This window comes from Metabacillus idriensis (genome assembly GCF_009674765.1).
GTDB classification, from domain to species: Bacteria; Bacillota; Bacilli; order Bacillales; family Bacillaceae; genus Bacillus_P; species Bacillus_P idriensis.
Window position 1 is genome coordinate 1 of record NZ_WKKF01000021.1, and the last position, 23,144, is coordinate 23,144.

Annotated in this window: 18 protein-coding genes, 1 tRNA gene and 1 other annotated feature; all 19 genes read left to right on the plus strand. The window is 42.1% G+C overall.

Going from position 1 to position 23,144, the window contains the following annotated elements:
- The first annotated feature begins 179 nt into the window (after positions 1–179).
- The 19 genes from GJU41_RS23845 to yihA all read left to right on the plus strand — a co-directional run bounded on the left by GJU41_RS23845 (position 180) and on the right by yihA (position 23,140).
- The gene (locus tag GJU41_RS23845; protein ID WP_139149101.1) at positions 180–1,247 is read left to right on the plus strand and encodes a GerMN domain-containing protein; all 1,068 of its coding nucleotides are present in this window, start codon (positions 180–182) and stop codon (positions 1,245–1,247) included.
- A gap of 121 nt (positions 1,248–1,368) precedes the next feature.
- Positions 1,369–2,127: a ribonuclease PH gene (rph, locus tag GJU41_RS23850; RefSeq protein ID WP_070876380.1), complete on the plus strand. Its 759-nt coding sequence runs from the start codon at positions 1,369–1,371 to the stop codon at positions 2,125–2,127.
- A 5-nt stretch (positions 2,128–2,132) separates the two neighbouring features.
- Positions 2,133–2,720: an XTP/dITP diphosphatase gene (locus tag GJU41_RS23855; RefSeq protein WP_070876428.1), complete on the plus strand. Its 588-nt coding sequence runs from the start codon at positions 2,133–2,135 to the stop codon at positions 2,718–2,720.
- Between the two features lie 18 nt (positions 2,721–2,738).
- Complete coding sequence (locus GJU41_RS23860) at positions 2,739–3,257, plus strand: metallophosphoesterase family protein (RefSeq protein ID WP_070876382.1); 519 nt, start codon at positions 2,739–2,741, stop codon at positions 3,255–3,257.
- Between the two features lie 119 nt (positions 3,258–3,376).
- Positions 3,377–3,452 (plus strand) — tRNA-Arg (locus tag GJU41_RS23865).
- A gap of 515 nt (positions 3,453–3,967) precedes the next feature.
- Positions 3,968–4,873: a branched-chain-amino-acid transaminase gene (gene ilvE, locus GJU41_RS23870; protein WP_070876384.1), complete on the plus strand. Its 906-nt coding sequence runs from the start codon at positions 3,968–3,970 to the stop codon at positions 4,871–4,873.
- An 11-nt stretch (positions 4,874–4,884) separates the two neighbouring features.
- Positions 4,885–5,140 (plus strand) — a binding site (T-box leader).
- A gap of 113 nt (positions 5,141–5,253) precedes the next feature.
- A complete protein-coding gene (gene ilvB, locus GJU41_RS23875; RefSeq protein WP_070876386.1) occupies positions 5,254–6,972 on the plus strand; it encodes an acetolactate synthase large subunit in 1,719 nt (572 codons plus the stop codon).
- Positions 6,969–7,487 (plus strand): acetolactate synthase small subunit, encoded by a 519-nt coding sequence (gene ilvN, locus GJU41_RS23880; RefSeq protein ID WP_070876388.1) that lies wholly within the window; start codon positions 6,969–6,971, stop codon positions 7,485–7,487. Before ilvB ends, ilvN begins: the two co-directional genes overlap by 4 nt.
- Before the next feature lie 29 nt (positions 7,488–7,516).
- The gene (gene ilvC / locus GJU41_RS23885) at positions 7,517–8,539 is read left to right on the plus strand and encodes a ketol-acid reductoisomerase (protein ID WP_070876390.1); all 1,023 of its coding nucleotides are present in this window, start codon (positions 7,517–7,519) and stop codon (positions 8,537–8,539) included.
- A complete protein-coding gene (locus GJU41_RS23890; protein ID WP_070876392.1) occupies positions 8,526–10,070 on the plus strand; it encodes a 2-isopropylmalate synthase in 1,545 nt (514 codons plus the stop codon). Before ilvC ends, GJU41_RS23890 begins: the two co-directional genes overlap by 14 nt.
- A 27-nt stretch (positions 10,071–10,097) precedes the next feature.
- Positions 10,098–11,210, plus strand: a complete 1,113-nt coding sequence (leuB, locus tag GJU41_RS23895) for a 3-isopropylmalate dehydrogenase (RefSeq protein WP_070876393.1) — start codon at positions 10,098–10,100, stop codon at positions 11,208–11,210.
- Positions 11,211–11,482: 272 nt separating this feature from the next.
- Positions 11,483–12,922 (plus strand): 3-isopropylmalate dehydratase large subunit, encoded by a 1,440-nt coding sequence (gene leuC, locus GJU41_RS23900; protein WP_139149100.1) that lies wholly within the window; start codon positions 11,483–11,485, stop codon positions 12,920–12,922.
- Positions 12,894–13,490, plus strand: a complete 597-nt coding sequence (gene leuD, locus GJU41_RS23905) for a 3-isopropylmalate dehydratase small subunit (protein WP_070876397.1) — start codon at positions 12,894–12,896, stop codon at positions 13,488–13,490. Before leuC ends, leuD begins: the two co-directional genes overlap by 29 nt.
- A gap of 81 nt (positions 13,491–13,571) precedes the next feature.
- Positions 13,572–14,582 (plus strand): tetratricopeptide repeat protein, encoded by a 1,011-nt coding sequence (locus tag GJU41_RS23910; RefSeq protein ID WP_070876399.1) that lies wholly within the window; start codon positions 13,572–13,574, stop codon positions 14,580–14,582.
- A 242-nt stretch (positions 14,583–14,824) separates the two neighbouring features.
- A complete protein-coding gene (gene tig / locus GJU41_RS23915) occupies positions 14,825–16,111 on the plus strand; it encodes a trigger factor (RefSeq protein WP_070876400.1) in 1,287 nt (428 codons plus the stop codon).
- 424 nt (positions 16,112–16,535) lie between these two features.
- Positions 16,536–17,801: an ATP-dependent protease ATP-binding subunit ClpX gene (clpX, locus tag GJU41_RS23920; protein WP_070876402.1), complete on the plus strand. Its 1,266-nt coding sequence runs from the start codon at positions 16,536–16,538 to the stop codon at positions 17,799–17,801.
- A 467-nt stretch (positions 17,802–18,268) separates the two neighbouring features.
- Positions 18,269–19,930: an ATP-dependent protease LonB gene (lonB, locus tag GJU41_RS23925; RefSeq protein ID WP_070876404.1), complete on the plus strand. Its 1,662-nt coding sequence runs from the start codon at positions 18,269–18,271 to the stop codon at positions 19,928–19,930.
- A 295-nt stretch (positions 19,931–20,225) separates the two neighbouring features.
- Positions 20,226–22,550, plus strand: coding sequence for an endopeptidase La (lon, locus tag GJU41_RS23930; protein WP_070876406.1), 2,325 nt, complete (start codon positions 20,226–20,228; stop codon positions 22,548–22,550).
- A complete protein-coding gene (gene yihA, locus GJU41_RS23935) occupies positions 22,547–23,140 on the plus strand; it encodes a ribosome biogenesis GTP-binding protein YihA/YsxC (protein WP_070876408.1) in 594 nt (197 codons plus the stop codon). The genes lon and yihA overlap by 4 nt, the downstream gene beginning before the upstream one ends.
- Positions 23,141–23,144 lie beyond the last annotated feature (4 nt).

Here is a 23,144-nt window from a genome sequence, read left to right on the forward strand (position 1 = left end):
TGTAAAGGCAAAAAGCGCCTTTTCAGCCGGATCCTTATCTGTCTGTCGGAGCTAAACGGGCGATTCCGCTTTTCTTAGTACAAAAATTCTTTTCAAATTCGGTCTAATTCAATAAACAGCTCGTATACATAGTAGTACAAACTGCCTTAGGAGGGAATTGTATGTCTCAAACTAGAAACATGAAGATTGCTGCTACTGTTGTAACATCGACGCTGCTCTTGTCAGGATGCGGATTATTCGGCGGGGAAAAAGCAAAGGAAATCGATCCTCCGCAAGATGTTTCATACACAGAAGATGCTGATAAAGGGAACGAAGAAACTCTGAAAGAAGAAAAGACAACAGCAGAGGGTGAAAAAGGAGAAGAGTCTGCTCAAACCTATACTAGGCAGTTATACTTGATTGACAGCAACGGGCTTGTTGTTGCCCAGACTTTTGACTTGCCTAAGCAAGAAGGAGTAGCCAAGCAGGTTCTTGAATACCTTGTAGAGGGCGGACCGGTCAGCAATATCCTTCCTGATGGCTTCAGAGCCGTTATCCCTCAGGATACTCAAGTGGATGTGAATGTTAAAGATGGTACTGCCATCGTAGACTTTTCTAAAGAGTTTAAAAACTATCAAGCAGAAGATGAGCTGAAAATCCTTCAGTCGATTACATGGACACTGACTCAATTTGATTCTGTGAAAACAGTCAAAATCATGATAAATGGTCATGAACAAAATGAAATGCCTGTTGGCGGCACTCCAATCAGCAGCGAGCTGAGCCGGGCTGACGGCATCAATCTGGATACAGCAGGTGTTATGGATATTACGAATACAAAGCCTCTGACGGTTTATTATACAGCCCAGCATAACGATCAGACATACTATGTACCTGTAACGACCCGGGTAAGCAATGACGAAGAAGATCCGATAGCAGCTGTGGTGAAAAAATTAACGGAGGAACCGAACATCTCCCATGCATTGCTCACTGATATGCAGAAGGATGTGAAGCTTCTTGAAGAACCTAAAGTGGAAGATGGCACTGTCACCCTGAATTTCAACGAGTCCATTTATGGAAGTGCAGATGAAGAGAAAAAGATGGTTTCAACTCATGTTCTAAATTCCCTTGTCTTATCACTGACAGAACAGCCTGGCATTGAAAACGTCGTATTAACGGTTGACGGAAAAGCAGAGCTTGTAAATGAAGAAGGCGAAAAGATCACTGAACCAGTCTCCCGTCCAGTCGATGTGAACACAGGTAGTTTTTAATCGCTGATTTTTGATATACTATATAGAGAAACTAAGAGGTAGTCATAAGCGCTGCCTCTTCTTTATTGTTTATACATAAAACGAAAGCTTGATCAGCATAAGAATTGATCGGAGGAATATGATGAGACATGATGGACGCAAACAAGATGAATTAAGAAGAGTTGAAATTCTGACAGACTACGTGAAGCACCCTGAGGGTTCGGTGTTAATCAGTGTCGGTGATACAAAGGTGATCTGCAATGCAAGCATTGAGGATCGTGTGCCTCCATTTATGCGAGGAGAAGGCAAGGGATGGATCACAGCGGAATATTCCATGCTGCCCCGGGCTACTGAACAGCGGACGATCAGAGAGTCTTCAAAAGGTAAAATAACAGGCCGCACGATGGAAATACAGCGCTTGATTGGACGAGCTTTGCGTGCAGTGGTTGATCTTGAAAAGTTAGGCGAGCGCACCATCTGGATTGACTGCGATGTGATCCAGGCAGATGGCGGGACGCGTACAGCTTCCATTACCGGAGCTTTCGTTGCCATGACTTTAGCACTTGGAAAGCTGATGTCTCAGAAGAAACTCAGCACGCTACCAATCACGGATTTTCTTGCGGCGACATCAGTCGGAATGGATTCAAAGCTTGGAGAGATCTTAGATTTAAACTATATTGAGGATTCATCAGCAGAGGTGGATATGAATGTCATCATGACGTCTTCAGGAAAATTCGTTGAGCTTCAGGGAACTGGAGAAGAAGCGACTTTTTCAAGAGAAGAACTGAATGAATTACTTGATTTAGCTGAAAAAGGAATAAACTCGCTAATTTCAATTCAAATGGAGGCCCTTGGAGATTTAGCTCTGAAAATCATCGATCAAAAAGATGGAAAGGGATGAATCATATGAAGGATGTTATTATTGCAACGAAAAATGCAGGTAAATTACTTGAATTTCAATCGATCTTATCTCAATACGATTTAAAGGCCATTTCACTGATGGACCTGGAAGATTCTCCAGAAGTTGAAGAAACGGGCTCTACGTTTGAAGAAAATGCCGTTTTAAAAGCGGAGGCAATCTCAAAGTTATATGGAAAAATGGCTATTGCAGACGATTCAGGGCTATCAGTCGATTATCTTGGCGGAGAACCTGGGGTTTATTCAGCACGCTATGCAGGAGCTGAGAAAAGTGATGCAGCCAATATTGAAAAAGTGCTGCTTCAGCTGAAGGGTGTTTCAAAGGAAGAACGGAATGCCAGATTCCGATGTGCACTGGCACTAGCTGAGCCTGGCCGTGAAACGGTTACGGTAGAAGGTTCAGTTGAAGGCTATATCACAGAAGAGCCAATTGGAGAGAATGGATTCGGGTACGATCCTATTTTCTTAGTCAAAGATAAAGCAAAAACGATGGCACAGTTAACGAAAGAAGAGAAAAACAAAATCAGCCATCGTGCGGTTGCGCTGCAAAAGCTTGCAAAACTGCTTAAAGCCTGACGATGGGAAGTTTTATACATGAAAGTATTAATTATCAGTGACAGCCACGGCTTAACAGATGAGCTTCAGGAAATCAGAAAACGCCATGAAGGGGAAACAGATGCCATGTTTCATTGCGGAGACTCTGAACTTGAAGCAGATCATTCTGCTATTCAGGGGTATACTTCTGTCCGCGGCAACTGTGATTTTGAAGGACGGTTTGCAAATGAAGTCATCGAAGATGTGGAAGGATATCGTTTCTTTGTTGCACATGGCCACTTGCATAATGTAAAATCGACTCTTATGAATGTGATGTACAGTGCGAAAGAGCACGATGCGAAGATTGTCTGCTTTGGTCACTCACATTTGGCAGGAGCGGAATATGTCGATAATATCCTATTCATTAACCCGGGAAGCATCAGGCTTCCGCGGATGCGGACTGAAAAAACATATGTTATATTAGAAATACAAAATCAATCTGCACAAGTTACCTTTTTCGAGCTGGACGGATCTCCTGTAACCGGCCTCTCGCAAAGGTTTGAGCTGGCTTCATCGTGAAAGAGGGATATTTTTCCCTCTTTCATAAAATTTTAGAAAAAGTTATTGACTTTTAATCTAATCGAACATATAATAAAAAATGTCGCTGATACATAAACGCGATGTTAACAAAATAACTTGTCCCAGTAGCTCAGTGGATAGAGCAACGGCCTTCTAAGCCGTTGGTCGGGAGTTCGAATCTCTCCTGGGACGCCATACTTTATACATACAACTTCTTTCGATTTATCGAAAGAAGTTTTTTTTGTTGATTTAAAATATTTTCAAAAAAAGTTTAGGATATTCAACATGATTCCCTTGCGCTTTACAAACCCTCTATTGCTAACAAACTTCATTCTGGACTCAAAAAAAATGATTAATTTCTAAAATCAAAAATTTTTTTCTCCCCTATTTACCCCTTATCAAATCAGCCAAAACCTTGTCAGACAATCTCACAGAAAAAAACTTCTAAAAAATTTTTAAAAAACACAATTCCTATTATGACAGGCATGTAAGCGTATACAAATTATTAAACAAATCTAAATTATCTAACAATTCGAAAAAAGACGGTTGACACCGCTATTTAATGGGCGTAATATAGGCTCAAATATAAGTTACATGAACATGTGAGGTTCATTTAAAAGAGTCCATAACAAACGTTATACGGATTTTTTTTACACACTAGAATTCAACTGATTAACGCGTTTAGACTTTAAAAGAAAGGTGTGCTCTTTATGGGTGACCAATGGATTTTTCTTAATAACGAATTTGTAAAAAAAGAAGATGCGAAAATTTCGGTGTATGACCACGGATTCCTTTACGGAGACGGTATTTTCGAAGGAATCAGAGTATACAGCGGCAACATCTTCAGATTAAATGAGCACATGAAAAGATTATATGAGTCAGCCAGATCCATCTTGCTCAACATGCCTTATACGCAAGAGGAAATGACGGATTTAACAGTTAAGACTGTTGAGAAAAACGGATTAGATGACGCATACATCAGACTTGTTGTCTCAAGAGGAGTCGGCGATCTTGGGCTTGATCCATATAAATGCAAAGAAGCAAATGTTGTCATTATTGTAGAGCCGCTGTCAATCTTTCCTAAACATCTTTATGAAACAGGAATTGATATTGTGACAGTTCCAACAAGGCGCAATAGACCGGACGTTTTAAGTCCTAAAGTAAAATCACTGAATTACCTGAACAACGTACTTGTAAAAATTGAAGCACATCTCGCAAATGTAAGCGAAGCTCTGATGCTGAATGATCAAGGATATGTCGCAGAAGGATCTGCTGATAATGTCTTTATCTATAAAAACAAAAAACTTCTTACTCCTCCAGGTTACTTGGGAGCGCTTGAAGGAGTTACCCGAAATGTCATCATCGAAATAGCTGAAGAGCTTGGCTACGATGTGCGTGAGGAACCTTTCACAAGACATGATGTTTATACAGCAGATGAAGTCTTCCTGACTGGAACTGCCGCTGAAGTCATTGCTGTAGTAAAGGTAGACGGCAGGGAAATCGGCGATGGGCAGCCAGGAGAGCATACGAACCGTCTGCTTGAGTGTTTCAGAGAAAAAGTATTATCAGATGGTGTAAAAGTAAAAGGAAGCAGTTCAAGCTTAAGTGTGAGCTGATAAAATAATAATTTAAAACGCTGAAGAGGATAAGTAGCTTAGAAAACAAGGATCTAAAGAGAGCTGGTGGAGCTGAGAACCGGCGGTCCCTTTTTAAGTGAACTCGCCTCTGAGTGCTGATTTGAAGTTTAGTAGAATCAGCCGGGTGTCATTTACACAGCACTCGTTATTAAAAAGAAAGCCAAGTGCTTTCATAAGGTGGTCTAATGCAGACCATGAACAAGGGTGGTACCGCGAAAAGTGTTTTCAAACCTTCTCGCCCCTTTGACTCACATTACACGTGGGCAATATTGGGGCGGGGAGGTTTTTTATTTTGACATAATCAGATAAATAAAAATTAAGGCTTTTGATGATAGCGGGAAAAAAGGAGGCAATAATCAATGAGTATGAAGGTACAATTGGATGCAAAGTCTGCCAAATGTACGAAAACGATGTCCGGGGCCATGATGATGATTGAAGCTTTAAAACGGGAGAAAGTAGAGGTGATTTTCGGATATCCGGGAGGGGCAGTTCTTCCAATCTACGACAAACTCTATAACTCTGGCATGTATCACATTTTAACAAGGCATGAGCAAGGCGGAATTCATGCAGCTGAGGGCTATGCGAGAGTATCAGGCAAACCTGGAGTTGTCATTGCAACATCAGGGCCAGGCGCCACGAACCTGATTACAGGACTTACAGATGCTATGATTGATTCCCTGCCGCTGGTTGTATTTACTGGCCAGGTTGCATCTTCCGTCATTGGAACAGATGCTTTCCAGGAAGCGGATGTACTTGGAATCACAATGCCGATTACAAAGCACAATTATCAAGTCCGGGATGTAAATGATTTCCCGCGCATCATCAAAGAAGCTTTTCATATCGCAACAACGGGAAGACCGGGTCCGGTTCTCATTGATGTTCCAAAGGATATCGCAGTAGCAGAAGGGATTTTCAATTATGACGCCCCTGTCCATTTGCCGGGATATCAGCCAAAAACAGAACCGAATTATCTTCAAATCAGAAAGCTTGTCGAAGCTGTCAGCAGTGCTAAAAAGCCGGTCATTTTAGCCGGTGCAGGAGTGCTGCATGCCAAGGGAAGCGAGCAGCTGAAAGAATACGCGGAACAGCAGCACATTCCAGTTGTAAACACACTGCTTGGTCTTGGAAGTTTTCCAGCAGATCACCCGCTCTTTCTCGGGATGGCCGGAATGCACGGTACATATACCGCAAACATGGCGTTATATGAATGTGATTTATTAATCAGTGTCGGTGCAAGGTTTGATGACAGGGTAACAGGAAACTTAAATCATTTTGCCAAAAGCGCAACGATTGCCCACATTGATATCGATCCTGCTGAAATCGGCAAAGTGGTTGAAACAAAAATTCCAGTCGTTGGCGATGCAAGACTTGTTCTTGAAAATCTCATTCATCAAAACGGCAAACGCAGTCAGCATGATGAGTGGTATACAGCCTTGCAGAATAACAAAAAGTCCTTGCCGTTATGGTACAAAAAATCAGAAGAAGAGCTTAAACCTCAGCATATGATTGAACTCATTCATGAGTGGACAAACGGAGAGGCGATTATTACAACAGATGTCGGTCAGCATCAAATGTGGGCAGCGCAGTATTACCGCCTGCAGCAACCTAATCGCTGGGTTACATCAGGGGGTCTCGGCACAATGGGATTCGGATTGCCTGCCGCTATTGGAGCCCAGCTTGCTGAAAAAGACGCAAATGTCATTGCGATCCTTGGAGACGGCGGTTTCCAGATGACCCTTCAGGAACTATCTGTTATCCACGAGCTTAATTTGCCGGTTAAAGTGATTTTATTGAACAACGGAGTGCTCGGAATGGTCAGACAGTGGCAGGAAATCTTCTATGAAGAAAGATATTCACAATCTGTTTTTCAATCTCAGCCTGATTTCGTGAAGTTAGCGGAAGCGTACGGCATGAAAGGACTGAAAATTCAGACTGAAGAAGACTTTCCGGCGTTCAAACAGGCTCTTTTATCAAAAGAACCCGTTCTGATAAACGTAAATGTAAGCCAGATGGAAAATGTATACCCGATGATTGCTCCAGGAAAAGGATTACATGAAATGGTGGGTGTTAAACCGTGAAGCGAATTCTTACACTGACTGTCAATAATCGCTCAGGGGTCCTTAATCGGATTACCGGTTTATTTACAAAAAGACATTATAATATCGAAAGCATCACAGTCGGTCATGCAGAAATTGAAGGAATCTCAAGAATGACGTTCGTCATTCACGTAGAAGACGAAAAAGAAGTTGAACAGATTACAAAACAGCTGAATAAACAGATTGATGTTTTAAAAGTACAGGATATTACGAATCAATCAATCGTCGCCAGAGAGCTCGCCTTAATTAAAGTCATTGCACCTCCAGCGACGAGAATGGAAGTTCAAGGTGTGATTGAACCTTTCAGAGCAACAGTCATTGACGTGAGCCGTGACAGCGTAGTAGTTCAGGTTACAGGCGAATCAGAAAAAATTGAAGCAATCATTGATCTATTAAGACCTTATGGAATCAAAGAAATTGCCAGAACCGGCACAACTGCTTTCCCAAGAGGAACACAGCGTGCTGCAAATGGCGCAAAAACTTATTCAATCGTTTAACTAATTGACATTAAAAGGAGAGAATGAACATGGTAAAAGTATATTATAACGGTGATGTTAAAGAGGAAGTATTAGCAGGTAAAAAGGTTGCAGTAATCGGCTACGGATCACAGGGCCACGCTCATGCACTGAACTTGAAGGACAGCGGAATTGATGTTGTTGTCGGCGTTCGCAAAGGAAATTCATTTAACAAGGCTGCCTCAGACGGAGTAGAGGTTACAACGGTTAAAGAAGCAGCAGCTCAGGCAGATGTTGTGATGGTGCTTTTGCCGGATGAACAGCAGCAAAAAGTATATGAAGCTGAAATCAAAGACCAGCTTCAGCCAGGAAATGCACTAGTATTTGCACACGGATTTAATGTGCATTTCAACCAAATTGTTCCTCCTGAATTTGTAGACGTATTTTTAGTCGCTCCAAAAGGTCCTGGACATCTTGTCAGAAGAACGTTTGAAGACGGTGCCGGTGTTCCTGCATTATTCGCAGTCTATCAGGATGTAACAGGCGAGGCGAAGGATCTTGCTTTAGCCTATGCAAAAGCAATCGGAGGAGCTCGTGCAGGAGTGCTTGAAACAACTTTTAAAGAAGAAACAGAAACAGACCTTTTCGGAGAGCAGGCGGTTTTATGCGGAGGGTTAACATCTCTCGTAAAAGCTGGATTTGAAACATTAGTAGAAGCGGGATACCAGCCAGAGCTTGCATACTTCGAGTGTCTGCACGAGCTGAAGCTGATTGTTGACCTTATGTATGAAGATGGAATGGCAGGAATGAGATATTCCATTTCAGACACAGCGCAATGGGGAGATTTCGTATCTGGACCTAGAGTTGTAGATGAAAGAGTAAAAGAATCGATGAAAGAAGTCTTGCATGATATCCAATCCGGTAAATTTGCAAAAGACTGGATCATCGAGAATCAGGTAAATCGCCCTCAATTCAACGCAATCAACAATCGTGAAAATGAACATCAAATTGAGGTAGTAGGGAGAAAGCTTCGTGAAATGATGCCATTTGTTAAGCCAAAACGGAAAGAAGTGGTCGCAAGTGCGAAAAATTAACCTATTTGATACAACTCTAAGAGATGGGGAACAATCAGCCGGAGTCAATTTAAATGCAAAAGAAAAACTGCAGATTGCCCTTCAGCTAGAACGTCTTGGTGTTGATATTATGGAGGCCGGGTTTCCGGCTTCCTCAAAAGGAGATTTTTTAGCTGTACAGGAGATCGCCAGAAAAATTAAAAATTGTTCAGTTACAGGACTTGCAAGATCAGTGAAAACAGATATCGATGCAGCATGGGATGCCCTGAAGGATGGTGCAAACCCGAGACTGCACGTATTCCTAGCTACTTCTCCCATTCATATGCAATATAAATTAAAGCAATCTCCTGAACAAGTCATTGAAACAGCCGTTGAATCAGTCAAGTATGCATCAAAATACTTTCCGCTTATCCAATGGTCTGCCGAAGATGCCTGCAGAAGCGAACTTCCATTTTTAGCGAAAATTGTGGAAGAAGTGATTGCCGCGGGTGCAAACGTAATTAATATCCCGGATACAGTGGGCTACATTAACCCGAAAGAATACGGAGAGATTTTTCAATATTTGAAATCAAATGTAAAAGGCATTGATAACGTCATCTTATCTGCACATTGCCATGATGATCTTGGGATGGCCGTTGCGAATTCTCTGGCAGCCATCGAAAACGGAGCCGGGCAAATTGAAGGGACGATTAATGGAATAGGTGAGCGTGCTGGAAATGCATCACTTGAGGAAATTGGCGTAGCTCTTCATATTCGCTCTGATTACTTTGGTGCAAAAACCAATATGAAGCTTGATGAAATCAAAAAAACGAGTGATCTTGTAAGCAAGCTGACAGGAATGATGATTCCCCCGAATAAAGCTGTGGTCGGAAAGAACGCGTTTGCCCATGAATCAGGCATTCATCAGGATGGTGTGCTGAAGGAAAAAACAACGTACGAAATCATTTCACCGGAGCTTGTGGGAGTCGGCTCAAATTCGATGGTTCTTGGAAAGCATTCAGGCCGTCACGCATTCAAAAGCAAGCTTTCAGAGCTTGGATTCAGTGTAACAGAAGAAGAATCTCATAAAATCTTTAAAACGTTCAAAACGCTGTCTGAGAAAAAGAAAGAATTCACTGACGAAGATATTGCCGCTCTTGTAATAGAAGAAAAAGTAGAAAGAAGCGAGGATATGTTTGAACTTGTATCTCTGCAGGTTCAGTACGGAACATCCCAGGTGCCGACTGCTACAGTTACTCTCAAAAATCAGGAGCAGCAGTTAGTGCAGGAAGCAGCCACTGGCGGAGGAAGTGTAGAAGCCATCTACAATACGCTTGAGCGGTGCACAGGTTTTACTATTAAACTGCAGGACTACCGGATTCAATCTAACAGCAGCGGCCGCGATGCCTTTGCTCAAGTCTTTGTAAGAGTCATGGTCGGAGGCGTTGAATCAAGCGGCAGAGGAATGGCGCAGGATGTTCTTGAAGCCTCTGCGAAAGCCTATCTGAATGCTGTAAATCGAATTCTTATTTTAAATGCTCAGGCCGAGGAAAGTCTAAAAGCTACTGTTTAATAAAAATCATGAAGGAGGCAGAGTTAAATGGAGAAGAAAATTGCATTATTGCCGGGAGACGGTATTGGAAAAGAAGTTATGGATGGTGCTGTAGAAATTTTAAAAGCAATTGAAGAACATTACTATCATCGTTTTCATTTTCAATATGGAATGATTGGAGGAGCGGCGATCGATGAAATGAATTCTCCGCTTCCGCAGGAAACGCTGCAAATGTGCAGAGAATCTGATGCAGTTCTGCTTGGTTCAGTAGGAGGGCCGAAATGGGATAAGAACCCATCTCATTTAAGACCTGAAAAAGGTCTGCTTGCTCTTCGGAAGGAACTTGATTTGTACGCAAATCTCCGGCCTGTTGAAACGGTTGAAAGCCTGCTCGATTCATCTCCGCTTAAGCGGGAGTATGTGGAAGGCGTCGACTTCATGATTGTAAGAGAATTAACGGGCGGTCTTTATTTCGGAAAGCCGAGTGAACGGAATGTGAAAAATGGGGAACACACGGTAGTCGATACGCTGTTTTATAAGCGTGATGAAATGGAGCGCATTATTGAAAGAGCGTTTCAGCTTGCACAAGATAGAAAAAAGAAAGTGACTTCTGTTGATAAAGCGAATGTTTTAGAATCAAGCCGAATGTGGAGAGAAGTCGCTGAAGAAGTTGCAATGAAATTCCCTGACGTTGAGCTTCAGCATATGCTGGTAGATCATGCAGCGATGGCGCTTATTCATAATCCAAAACAATTTGATGTGATTGTCACTGAAAATATGTTTGGAGATATTTTAAGCGACGAGGCTTCGATGCTGACAGGATCCCTTGGAATGCTGCCCTCAGCAAGCTTGAGTGCAACAGGACTGCATCTTTATGAGCCTGTTCATGGCTCTGCTCCTGATATTGCCGGAGAAGACAAGGCGAACCCTGTCGCCATGATTTTATCAACAGCTATGATGCTGAGACACTCCTTTAAAATGGAGGAAGAGGCGGAAGCAATCGAAAATGCTGTTAAACATGTACTCGATTCAGGCAAAAGAACGGCTGATTTAACAAGAAAGGGAGAAACACCTCTTTCTACCTCAAAGCTTGTTGAAGAAATCAAAGCAGCTCTTGCAGATGATCATACGATTTTTAACATTATGGAAGCTTACGCATAAACCTTTTCGGCGCTTTTCATTAGATGAAGAGCGCCAATCTATTAAATAGGCTCTTTTCGTAAGCTTTGTTGCTTTTAGATTATATGTTTATATCCTTAAGTGGATTGTGGCGGATAAACTTGACTCCTGCGGGAAATAGAGCAATATGGGAGACCTCACAGGCAAAGCCGAGGAGGCTCCCATGCTCCCCGCGGAAAGCAACGGACAACATTTATAATCGAAAACAACAATCTATGCGAAAACAGCCTTTAAATATTAAAGGGGGTATTTGTTTGAAAGCCAGAACAATTGTAGAAAAAATATGGGATGATCATGTTGTCTACCGGAAAGATGATCAGCCTGATCTTCTTTATATAGATCTTCATCTGATTCATGAAGTCACTTCCCCGCAGGCGTTTGAAGGTTTAAGGCAGAACGGGAGGAAGGTAAGAAAGCCCGGGAATACGTTTGCTACAATGGATCATAATATTCCAACGGTTAACCGTTTTGAGATTAAAGATGAAGTTGCAAAACTTCAGGTAAGCGCACTTGAGGCCAATTGCCGCGAATTTGGAATCAGGCTTGCTGACCTTAATAGCACAGATCAGGGAATTGTCCATGTAATCGGACCTGAGCTTGGACTTACGCTGCCAGGAAAAACAATTGTCTGCGGAGACAGCCATACCTCTACACATGGCGCCTTTGGGGCATTGGCATTTGGCATCGGAACAAGTGAAGTGGAACATGTGCTGGCAACTCAAACGCTTTGGCAGCAGAAACCGAAAACATTAAACATCCATATAAACGGCTCGCTGAAAAAAGGGGTCACAGCAAAAGATGTGATTTTATATATTATCGGGACATTCGGGGTTCGCTTTGGTACAGGGTATGTCATTGAATTTACCGGAGAAGCGATTGAGAAAATGTCAATGGACGAACGGATGACCGTCTGCAACATGTCAATTGAAGCTGGAGCTCGTGCAGGGCTCATGGCCCCTGATGAAACCACATTTGAATATATTAAAGGACGTCAATATGCTCCAAAGGGAAAAGACTTAGAGGAAGCCGTTGCTTATTGGCAAAACCTGAAGAGTGATCCAGGGGCTGAATATGACGATAAAATCACAATTGAAGCTGCCGATATTTCTCCAATGGTTACTTGGGGAACGAATCCGGGCATGGCTGTAGCAGTTGATCAAAAAGTGCCGAACACCAGCATGTTCAACAAACAGGAAGAGAAGCAGGAAGCAGAGAGAGCTTATTTCTATATGGGTCTTGAACCGGATACAAGAGTGCAGGATATTGAAATTGATTATGTGTTTATCGGATCCTGTACAAATTCGAGAATAACAGACCTTCGTCAGGCTGCTGATGTGATTAAGGATAGACAAGTAAATCCATCTGTAAGAGCAATCGTTGTTCCCGGTTCCCAAAAAGTGAAGCTTCAGGCAGAAGAAGAAGGACTGCATCAGATTTTTATTAATGCAGGATTTGAATGGCGCGAATCAGGCTGCAGTATGTGTCTAAGCATGAATGATGATATTGTGCCTGAAGGAAAGCGCTGCGCTTCAACGTCAAACCGGAACTTTGAAGGCAGACAGGGAAAAGGTGCCCGGACCCATCTTGTCAGTCCGGCCATGGCTGCAGCAGCAGCTGTTTACGGCAGATTTGTTGATGTCAGAGAACTTGCAGGAGGGGTTGAAAGTGGAAGCATTTCAAGTGCACAAAGGTAAACTGGCTGTTTTAAACCGGTCGAATGTAGATACAGATCAGATTATTCCGAAGCAGTTTTTAAAAAGAATTGAACGGACAGGATATGGCAGATTTGCTTTCTTTGACTGGAGATATTTAAATGACGGAACAGACAATCCTGAATTTGAGCTGAATAAGCCTGAAGCAGCAGGAGCAAGCATCTTAGTAGCAGGAGAGAATTTCGGCTGCGGATCTTCACGGGAGCATGCACCTTGGGCCTTAGGGGATTACGGGTTCAAAGTCATCATTGCCCCGTCTTTTGCAGATATATTTCATCAAAATTGCCTAAAAAATGGACTTCTTCCTATTAGAATAGAAGAAACTTTTCATCAGCAGTTAATTCAGCGGGCCTCAAACCCTCATCTTGAGTGCACGATTGACCTTGAAAAACAAGAAATCCGCGACGGGGAAATGGTACTTTACTCGTTCACGGTCGATCCATACTGGAAAGATATGCTGCTGAACGGACATGATGAAATTTCACTTACTTTCATGTATGAAGAACAGATTGCTGAATATGAAAAATCAAGAAGAGTCTGGATGTCGTAATTCCAGGCTCTTCTTTCCTTGTTTTCTAAAGCGTCCATTGGTACACTTGTAGGCAAATAGCAAGCCGGAGATGATCCTACAATGATGGATGGAAAAAAACAGAGAAAAGTCATTCCCTTTCCTAACTTAAGTGAGCGTTTAGTTGATAAAGGATTGGAAGCGCTGAAAAATAAACAATTTAAAGAAGCTCTCACTCTCTTTTATGAAGTGCTGGAACTTGGAGAGGAAAGGGCTGAAATTCATCTCGGAATCGCATTATGCCTGATGGAGCTTGGAGAGCTTGAAGAAGCAAAGGCGGTTTGCCGTAAAATGCTCCATGAAGACATCGGAGACTATTTTACTGTGCTGCAGGTTTATTTAACGGTTCTTATTCAGCTTAGACAATACAGTGAAGTGCAGCAGACGATCGAGGCTGTGCTGCAGGAAAATCAGCTGCCTCACGATCAGGCGGAGCACTTTTATAAGCTTCTCGATTTCAGCCGTAAAATGACTGAGGACGAAGATTTTCCGATGGATGAGGAAGAGGATGATGATAGCTATACAGAACCAAGAAATTTGCTTGATACGATTAATCAGCAGGTTGCCTATGTTCAATCCTTAAAAGACCGAAATGTATCAAGGCACATGCTGCAGCTTCAATCCATCTTAAAGGATGGAGGCAGCCATCCTGTTGTTCAATCGATGATTCTTCATTTGCTTATGGAAAACGAGGTGGCAAAAGAAGTAAAAATTGCTAAATTCGGCAAAACGATGTCGCTGATTCCCGCAGAGCTTGAAGACTTATCTGAGCTTCCTTTTACCAAGAAAGTCCTGAATGTCCTGGATGATATTCTTGGTCAGGAGAACCCTGCACTGTTCGAAGCAGTAAAAGAAATATGGATCCGCCATTTGTACGTGTTATTTCCATTTTTGCCAGAACCGGCCGAAGCAAGGCTGTGGGCAGCTGCCCTTCATTATGCAGGCTATGAAATGCATGGCATAGCCGCACCGGCAGAAGAGGTCAGCTATACATATGAAGTAAAAGAAAATACACTTATGGAAGCAGCAAGAAAAATTTATGAAATAGAAGAAATTTCTTATTTGCAAATCTAACGTAAATGTTGAAAGGAATTTTTTCTATGTTATAATAAAATGGTTGTAAAATGATGATCAGCCGTACCAAAGGGAATGTACCCTTATGCGCGCAGACATCATACACTACACTGGCCGATTTAGTAAATCATCTACATATGGGTATAACAAAGGAAGCTCTTGTTTAAAATGGACAAGGCATACTTTGCCAAACCTAACTTAGATTATGTCACTATTTCAATAGATTTTTTGGAGGGAAACATATGTCTGCAAAATGGGAAAAGTTAGAGGGTAACCAAGGCGTTCTGACAGTAGAAGTTGATGCGGAAACGTTCAGCAAAGCCCTTGATGAAGCATTTAAAAAAGTATCAAAACAAGTAAATATTCCGGGATTCCGCAAAGGTAAAGTACCTCGCGGCATGTTCGAACAGCGTTTTGGCGTAGAGTCACTTTATCAAGATGCTTTGGATATCATTCTTCCAGAAGTATATCCTCAAGCAGTTGAAGAAGCTGGCATCGAGCCAATCGACCGTCCTGAAATCGACGTTGAACAAATCGAAAAAGGCAAAAACTTAATTTTCACTGCTAAAGTTGTAGTAAAACCAGAAGTGAAATTAGGCGAATACAAAGGCCTTGAAGTAGAAAAAGTGGATGCAGAAGTATCTGAAGAAGATGTAGATGCTGAACTTAAAACATTGCAGGAGCGTCATGCTGAACTAGTTGTTAAAGAAGACGGCGCTGTTGAAAATGGCGATACAGTCGTAATCGATTTCGAAGGATTCGCAGACGGCGAAGCATTTGAAGGCGGAACAGCTGAAAACTATACACTTGAAATCGGATCTGGCTCTTTCATCCCTGGTTTTGAAGATCAGCTTGTAGGCCTTGAGGCTGGCGGAGAAAAAGAAGTTGAAGTAACATTCCCTGAAGAATACCACGCTGAAAACCTTGCTGGAAAGCCGGCTACTTTCAAAGTGAAGCTTCATGAAATCAAAGCAAAAGAACTTCCTGCTTTAGATGATGAATTTGCTAAAGACGTAGATGAAGAAGTGGAAAGTCTTGAAGCTTTAAAAGCTAAAACAAGAACCCGCCTTGAAGAAACTAGAAAAGCTGAAGCGGAAAACACACTTCGTGACTCACTTGTAGACAAAGCTTCTGACAATGCAGAAGTTGACATTCCTCAAGTATTGATCGAAAACGAAGTAAACCGCATGATGCAGGAGTTCGAACAGCGCCTTCAAGCACAAGGCATGAACCTTGAGTTATACTTCCAATTCTCAGGTCAAGATGAAGATGCTTTAAAAGAGCAAATGAAAGAAGATGCTTCTAAACGAGTGAAGTACAACTTGACTCTTGAAGCAATCGCTAAAGCAGAAAACATCGAAGTTACAGATGAAGAAGTAGATGCTGAGATTGCTAAAATGGCTGAAATGTACAACATGCCTGTTGAGAACATCAAGCAAGCTCTAGGATCTTTAGAAGGACTAAAAGAAGATCTTAAAGTACGTAAAGCGATCGACTTCCTTGTTGAAAACAGCAAAGAAGCTGCATAATAAAATAGTAAAGAAACAAGGCGCGAGATGATTCGTGCCTTGTTTTGCAAAATAGATTTATTTTTAATCGCATTGGGTACTATATAATTACCGGATGCTACATACATATGTTAAGAAAAAGATTCATTTTTTTGCAGGAGCAAGGATTTTGAACCCGAAGAGCGAATTATATATACAAACACTCTAATCTGCTCAGGCAGAGTGGTTTTATTTCCTGTACTCTACATACTTATGGTACAATGCAATACATACCAATTTTTCAGACTTTAACCGCTTCGGACCAGCGGTCAAGGTAAGTTACGTGATATTCATTCCCATTACCTTTATACTTAGGAATAAGAAAGACAATCCATCCAGAGCAGCTTCTCCTATAGATGAAGATGTATGGGTACTTAGATGATACAAAGATATAAGGGGTGAAAACATGTTTAAATTTAATGACGAAAAAGGTCAGCTGAAGTGTTCATTTTGCGGTAAAACTCAAGACCAGGTTCGTAAATTAGTTGCTGGACCAGGTGTCTATATATGTGACGAGTGCATTGAATTATGCACAGAGATCGTTGAAGAAGAACTGGGAACAGAAGAAGAAGTTGAATTTAAAGATGTTCCTAAGCCGAAAGAAATTCGCGAAATTTTGGACGAATATGTCATCGGGCAGGAACAAGCGAAAAAGAGCCTTGCTGTAGCTGTATATAACCACTACAAGCGTATTAATTCCAACAGCAAGATCGATGAAGTAGAGCTTTCTAAGAGTAATATTGCGATGATCGGGCCGACAGGAAGCGGTAAAACTCTCCTTGCTCAAACATTAGCCCGCATTCTGAATGTTCCTTTTGCAATTGCTGATGCTACATCTTTAACAGAAGCTGGGTATGTTGGGGAAGATGTTGAAAACATTCTTTTAAAACTAATCCAAGCTGCTGATTATGATGTAGAAAAAGCTGAAAAAGGGATTATTTACATCGATGAAATTGATAAAGTTGCCCGCAAGTCTGAAAATCCGTCTATTACACGTGATGTTTCAGGTGAAGGTGTACAGCAGGCGCTTCTTAAAATTCTTGAAGGCACGGTTGCAAGTGTTCCACCTCAGGGCGGACGCAAACACCCTCATCAGGAGTTCATTCAAATTGATACAACAAATATCTTATTTATTTGCGGCGGAGCCTTCGACGGCATCGAGCAAATCGTGAAGCGCCGCTTAGGCCAAAAGGTTATTGGCTTTGGCTCTGACAAAAAAGATGATGAGCTTGACCAAAAAATGCTTCTTTCAAAAGTGCTTCCGGAAGATCTTCTGCGTTTTGGACTTATTCCAGAATTCATTGGCCGTCTGCCGGTTATTGCCAGCCTTCAGCCTTTAGATGAAGAAGCACTTGTTGAAATTCTGACTAAACCTAAGAATGCTCTTGTTAAGCAATATCAAAAAATGCTTGATTTAGACGGTGTAGAACTTGAATTTGAAGAGAATGCACTGATGGAAATTTCTAAAAAAGCAATTGAACGCAAAACAGGAGCGCGCGGACTTCGTTCTATTATTGAAGGACTCATGCTTGAAGTCATGTTTGAGCTTCCATCACGAGATGATATTACGAAATGCATTATTACTGCTGAAACAGTCACAGATAAAGTACCGCCTAAATTGGTGCTGACTGATGGCACGATCATTGAAGAAGATACGAAAACATCTGCATAATGAGAAAAGTGGAAGTGCCTTGGTCAGCTCCGACAGGCAGATAAGGATTCGCCGGAAAAGTCGGGGTTTGACTTATTTGGCTGAGCCGTTCTGACCGAGGAGTTAGGCGCTGGAGCTGGACATAGATGCGGAAAACTTTATACTTTATTTAATATCTAATTAAAAGCCTTGCGGGATATAATCCGCAAGGCTTTTTTGTAATTTTTAAATTTGAAAGACTGCTTTTTTTATACATTAATATCGTAATTATAGTTAGGATAATCACGTTTATTCCGCAAGTCCCTCGGAGATACTAGCTTATACAGTGAAACTTTCATCAGCAGAAATGGTGATGATTTGTTGAACAGATCGGGTATTTACGGGCAGTTACCCTCACCAGAGAATAAGTATTCCCTACTATTATTAGGTGAGGGTTTTTACTGCCCGTTAATGCGGGATAAATTGACATCGCAGTAGGAGGGACCACTATGAGCTGGACTGGTATTGCATTATTTGTGCAACTGTTTTTCGGGGTCATTATTGGCTTGTATTTTTGGAATTTATTAAAAAATCAGCGTACCCAAAAAGTATCAATCGACCGTGAATCACGCAAAGAAATGGAACAACTGAAAAAGATGAGATCGATTAAATTATCGGAGCCTCTTTCTGAAAGAGTCCGTCCTAAAAGCTTTTCAGATATTGTTGGCCAGGAAGATGGAATCAAAGCGCTAAAAGCAGCCCTGTGCGGACCCAATCCTCAGCACGTAATCATATACGGTCCTCCAGGTGTCGGCAAAACGGCGGCTGCAAGACTAGTATTGGAAGAAGCAAAACAAAATAATAAATCGCCATTTAAGCCTGCGGCTGTTTTTATTGAATTAGATGCAACTACTGCACGGTTCGATGAAAGAGGGATTGCAGATCCTTTAATTGGATCTGTGCACGATCCAATTTATCAGGGGGCAGGCGCGATGGGACAGGCAGGTATTCCCCAGCCCAAGCAGGGTGCTGTGACAAATGCGCACGGGGGCGTTCTGTTTATAGATGAAATCGGCGAACTGCATCCGATTCAGATGAATAAACTGCTGAAGGTTTTAGAAGATCGTAAAGTTTTTTTAGAAAGCGCCTATTACAGTGAGGAAAATACTCAGATTCCAAATCACATACATGATATTTTTCAAAATGGACTGCCGGCTGATTTTCGTTTGATCGGCGCAACGACCAGAACACCTAATGAAATTCCGCCTGCCATTCGCTCTCGCTGTCTTGAAGTCTTCTTCAGAGATTTGGAGCAGGCCGAACTTGCCGTTGTAGCAAGGAAAGCGGCAGTCAAAGTAAATATGAAGGTAAGTGAACCGAGCATAGCCACATTAACTTCATATGTAAGAAACGGCCGCGAGGTTGTGAACATGATGCAAATTGCAGCAGGTATGGCGATGACAGAAGACCGCACAGAAATTACAATGCAGGATATTGAATGGGTGGTAAGTTCAAGTCAGCTTACACCGCGATATGATAAAAAAATCTATGCGGATGCGAAAGTCGGTCTCGTCAATGGACTCGCTGTTCACGGTCCGAATTCAGGTTCTCTTCTTGAAATAGAAGTGACGGTCATTCATGCCAAAGATAAAGGGAATATTAATATAACAGGTATTGTGGAAGAGGAAAGCATCGGTGACAGAGGCAAATCGGTCAGAAGAAAAAGCATGGCCAAGGGCTCGATTGAAAATGTCATTACGGTCTTGCGGTCAATGGGAATTAAAGCTGATGATTATGATATCCATGTCAACTTTCCGGGAGGCATACCAGTAGACGGGCCTTCTGCGGGAATCGCAATGGCAACAGGCATTTTCTCTGCTATACACAAAATTCCGGTCGATCATACAGTAGCCATGACGGGAGAAATCAGCATTCATGGCAATGTAAAACCGATTGGCGGGGTTGTGCCGAAGATTAAAGCGGCTAAGCTCGCAGGTGCGAAAACAGTCATTATTCCGGCTGAAAACATGCAATCGATTTTAAAAACGGTCGAAGGCATACATATCATCCCGGTTACGAATTTGCAGGAAGTGTTTGATGTCGCGCTGCTGAATCCTCCAACTGAGGTAACTGCACCGATTACATCATTAATAAAACAAGACCTCGGGTAATCTCGGGGTTTTTTAAGTGAAAAGAATGATAAAATTCTGCGATTGTACATATGGCTCCATCGCCAAACTCTTCGGCTAAATCCTTATCCGTCTGACGGAGCTAACCAACGGTTCCGCTTTTCTTTGTTCACGGAAGTAATTTCTTTAGTCTTCTGACCGAGGAAAGGGTATACTACATAAGGTAACACTATATGATTTACAAATAGACACTGTTTTGCCGATGAGATAGAATTGTACAAGAATGAACTCATTATATTATAATGATTGATACTAAAGTCATGGAGGTGTATGACAGTTGGCGAAAAAAGAAGAGAAAATCGTCCCCCTCCTACCTCTTAGAGGATTGTTAGTGTACCCGACAATGGTACTTCACCTTGATGTAGGACGCGAAAAATCCGTACAGGCGCTTGAGAAAGCGATGATGGATGATCATATAATCTTTTTAACAACTCAACGTGATATTTCAATTGATGAACCAACCGAAGAAGATATCTTTACAGTAGGAACATTAACGAAAATTAAACAAATGCTGAAGCTCCCTAACGGAACAATCCGGGTTCTAGTAGAAGGCATGCAGCGGGGGAAAATCACTAAATATGTAGATGAAGGTGACTATTTTGCAGTCGGTGCCGCTTCCTTAGAAGAAAGCACAGAAAAAGACGCCGAAGATGAAGCGCTCATGAGAACGCTGCTCGATCACTTTGATCAATACATAAAGCTGTCAAAAAAAATATCCGGCGAAACCCTTTCAACTGTGACAGATATTGATGAGCCTGGCAGAATGGCCGACATTGTCGCATCTCACCTGCCGCTTAAATTGAAAGAAAAACAGGAAGTTCTCGAAACACTGGATATAAAAGAGCGTTTAAACCGTGTCATTGAAATCATTCATAATGAAAAAGAAGTGCTTCAGCTTGAAAAGAAAATCGGCCAGCGTGTGAAACGGTCAATGGAGCGGACGCAAAAGGAATACTATCTCCGTGAACAAATGAAGGCGATTCAGAAAGAACTTGGCGATAAAGAAGGCAAAACGGGTGAAGTGGATATTCTGAACGAGAAGATTGAGAAGGCCGGCATGCCGGATCATATCAAACTTACTGCGTTGAAAGAACTTGAACGCTATGAAAAAGTTCCTTCAACCTCAGCTGAGAGTTCTGTAGTCCGCAATTATCTCGAGTGGCTTATCTCATTGCCATGGTCAAATGCAACGGTGGACCGTCTTGATTTAAAACGTGCAGAAACGATTTTGGACGAGGATCACTACGGGCTTGAAAAAGTAAAAGACCGTGTTCTTGAATACTTGGCCGTTCAAAAACTGACAAAATCACTTAAAGGACCGATTTTATGCTTATCAGGGCCTCCGGGAGTAGGGAAAACATCCCTTGCCCGTTCAGTTGCTAAATCTTTAGACCGGAATTTCGTGCGCATTTCACTCGGAGGAGTACGGGATGAATCTGAAATCCGCGGTCACCGCCGGACTTATGTCGGCGCAATGCCGGGGCGCATTATTCAGGGCATGAAAAAAGCGGGAACCATTAACCCGGTTTTTTTACTTGATGAAATTGATAAAATGTCCAATGATTTCAGAGGAGATCCTTCTTCAGCCTTGCTCGAGGTTTTAGATCCGGAACAAAATCATACGTTCAGCGATCATTATATTGAAGAGACCTATGATTTATCTAAAGTTATGTTTATCGCTACAGCAAACAATCTGTCAACCATACCTGGCCCATTGCGCGACCGAATGGAGATTATTACGATTGCGGGCTATACAGAAATTGAAAAAATTCATATAGCCAAGGATCATCTGCTGTCTAAGCAGTTAAAAGATCATGGTTTGAAAAAGTCTAATTTGCAAATCCGTGAGTCAGCTATACAAAATATCATTCGCTATCATACCCGTGAAGCAGGCGTCAGAAGTCTTGAGAGACAGCTTGCAGCGATTTGCCGAAAAGCAGCCAAGCAAATTGTTTCTGAAGAACGCAAGAAAATTATCGTAACAGACAAAAATCTTGCTGATTATCTAGGAAAGAACAAGTTCCGTTACGGACAGGCTGAGCTGGAAGATCAAATTGGAGTTGCAACCGGCCTTGCTTATACAACTGTAGGCGGAGACACGCTCTCAATTGAAGTATCGTTATCGCCTGGAAAAGGCAAGCTGATTTTAACCGGAAAACTTGGAGATGTCATGAAAGAATCTGCACAGGCAGCATTCAGCTTTATCCGCTCACGGGCAAAAGAGCTGAATATTGATGAGAAATTTCATGAATTGCATGACATTCATATTCATGTTCCAGAAGGCGCAGTTCCAAAGGATGGCCCTTCAGCAGGAATTACAATGGCAACAGCGCTGATTTCAGCTTTGACCGGAAGACCGGTCAGAAAAGAAGTCGGCATGACCGGAGAAATTACATTAAGAGGAAGAGTTCTGCCAATCGGCGGATTAAAAGAAAAAACGCTGAGTGCGCACCGGGCAGGATTAACAAAGATCATTATGCCGAAGGACAATGAAAAAGATATTGAAGATATCCCTGAAAGTGTCCGCAATGATTTAACATTTGTGCCTGTATCACACCTTGATGAAGTGCTGCAGCATGCGTTAGTAGGAGAGAATGAATGAAAGTAACAAGTTCCGAGATTGTCATCAGTGCAGTAAAGCCCGAGCAGTATCCAGATCTGGAATTGCCGGAAATTGCTCTTGCCGGACGATCAAACGTAGGAAAATCGTCGTTTATCAATAAATTGCTGAACCGGAAAAACCTGGCGAGGACGTCATCCAAGCCAGGCAAAACGCAAACCTTAAATTTTTATATCATTAATGAAGTGCTTCATTTTGTCGATGTGCCGGGTTACGGCTATGCAAAAGTTTCTAAGTCGGAGCGGGATGCATGGGGGAAAATGATTGAAACATATTTCACAAAACGAAGACAGCTTTGTGCTGCTGTGTTACTTGTGGACCTTCGCCATGCACCATCAAAAGATGATGTGATGATGTACGAGTTTCTTAAGCACTATGATGTTCCGACAATTGTAGTTGCCACAAAAGCCGATAAAATTCCTAAAGGCAAATGGCAAAAACATATGAAGGTTGTCAGAGAAACACTGAACAAGGATCCAGATGATCCGCTGATCTGCTTCTCTTCTGAAACAGGACAGGGCAAAGTAGAAGCCTGGTCTGCAATCGAGCATTATACAAATTTAAAGAAATAAGATG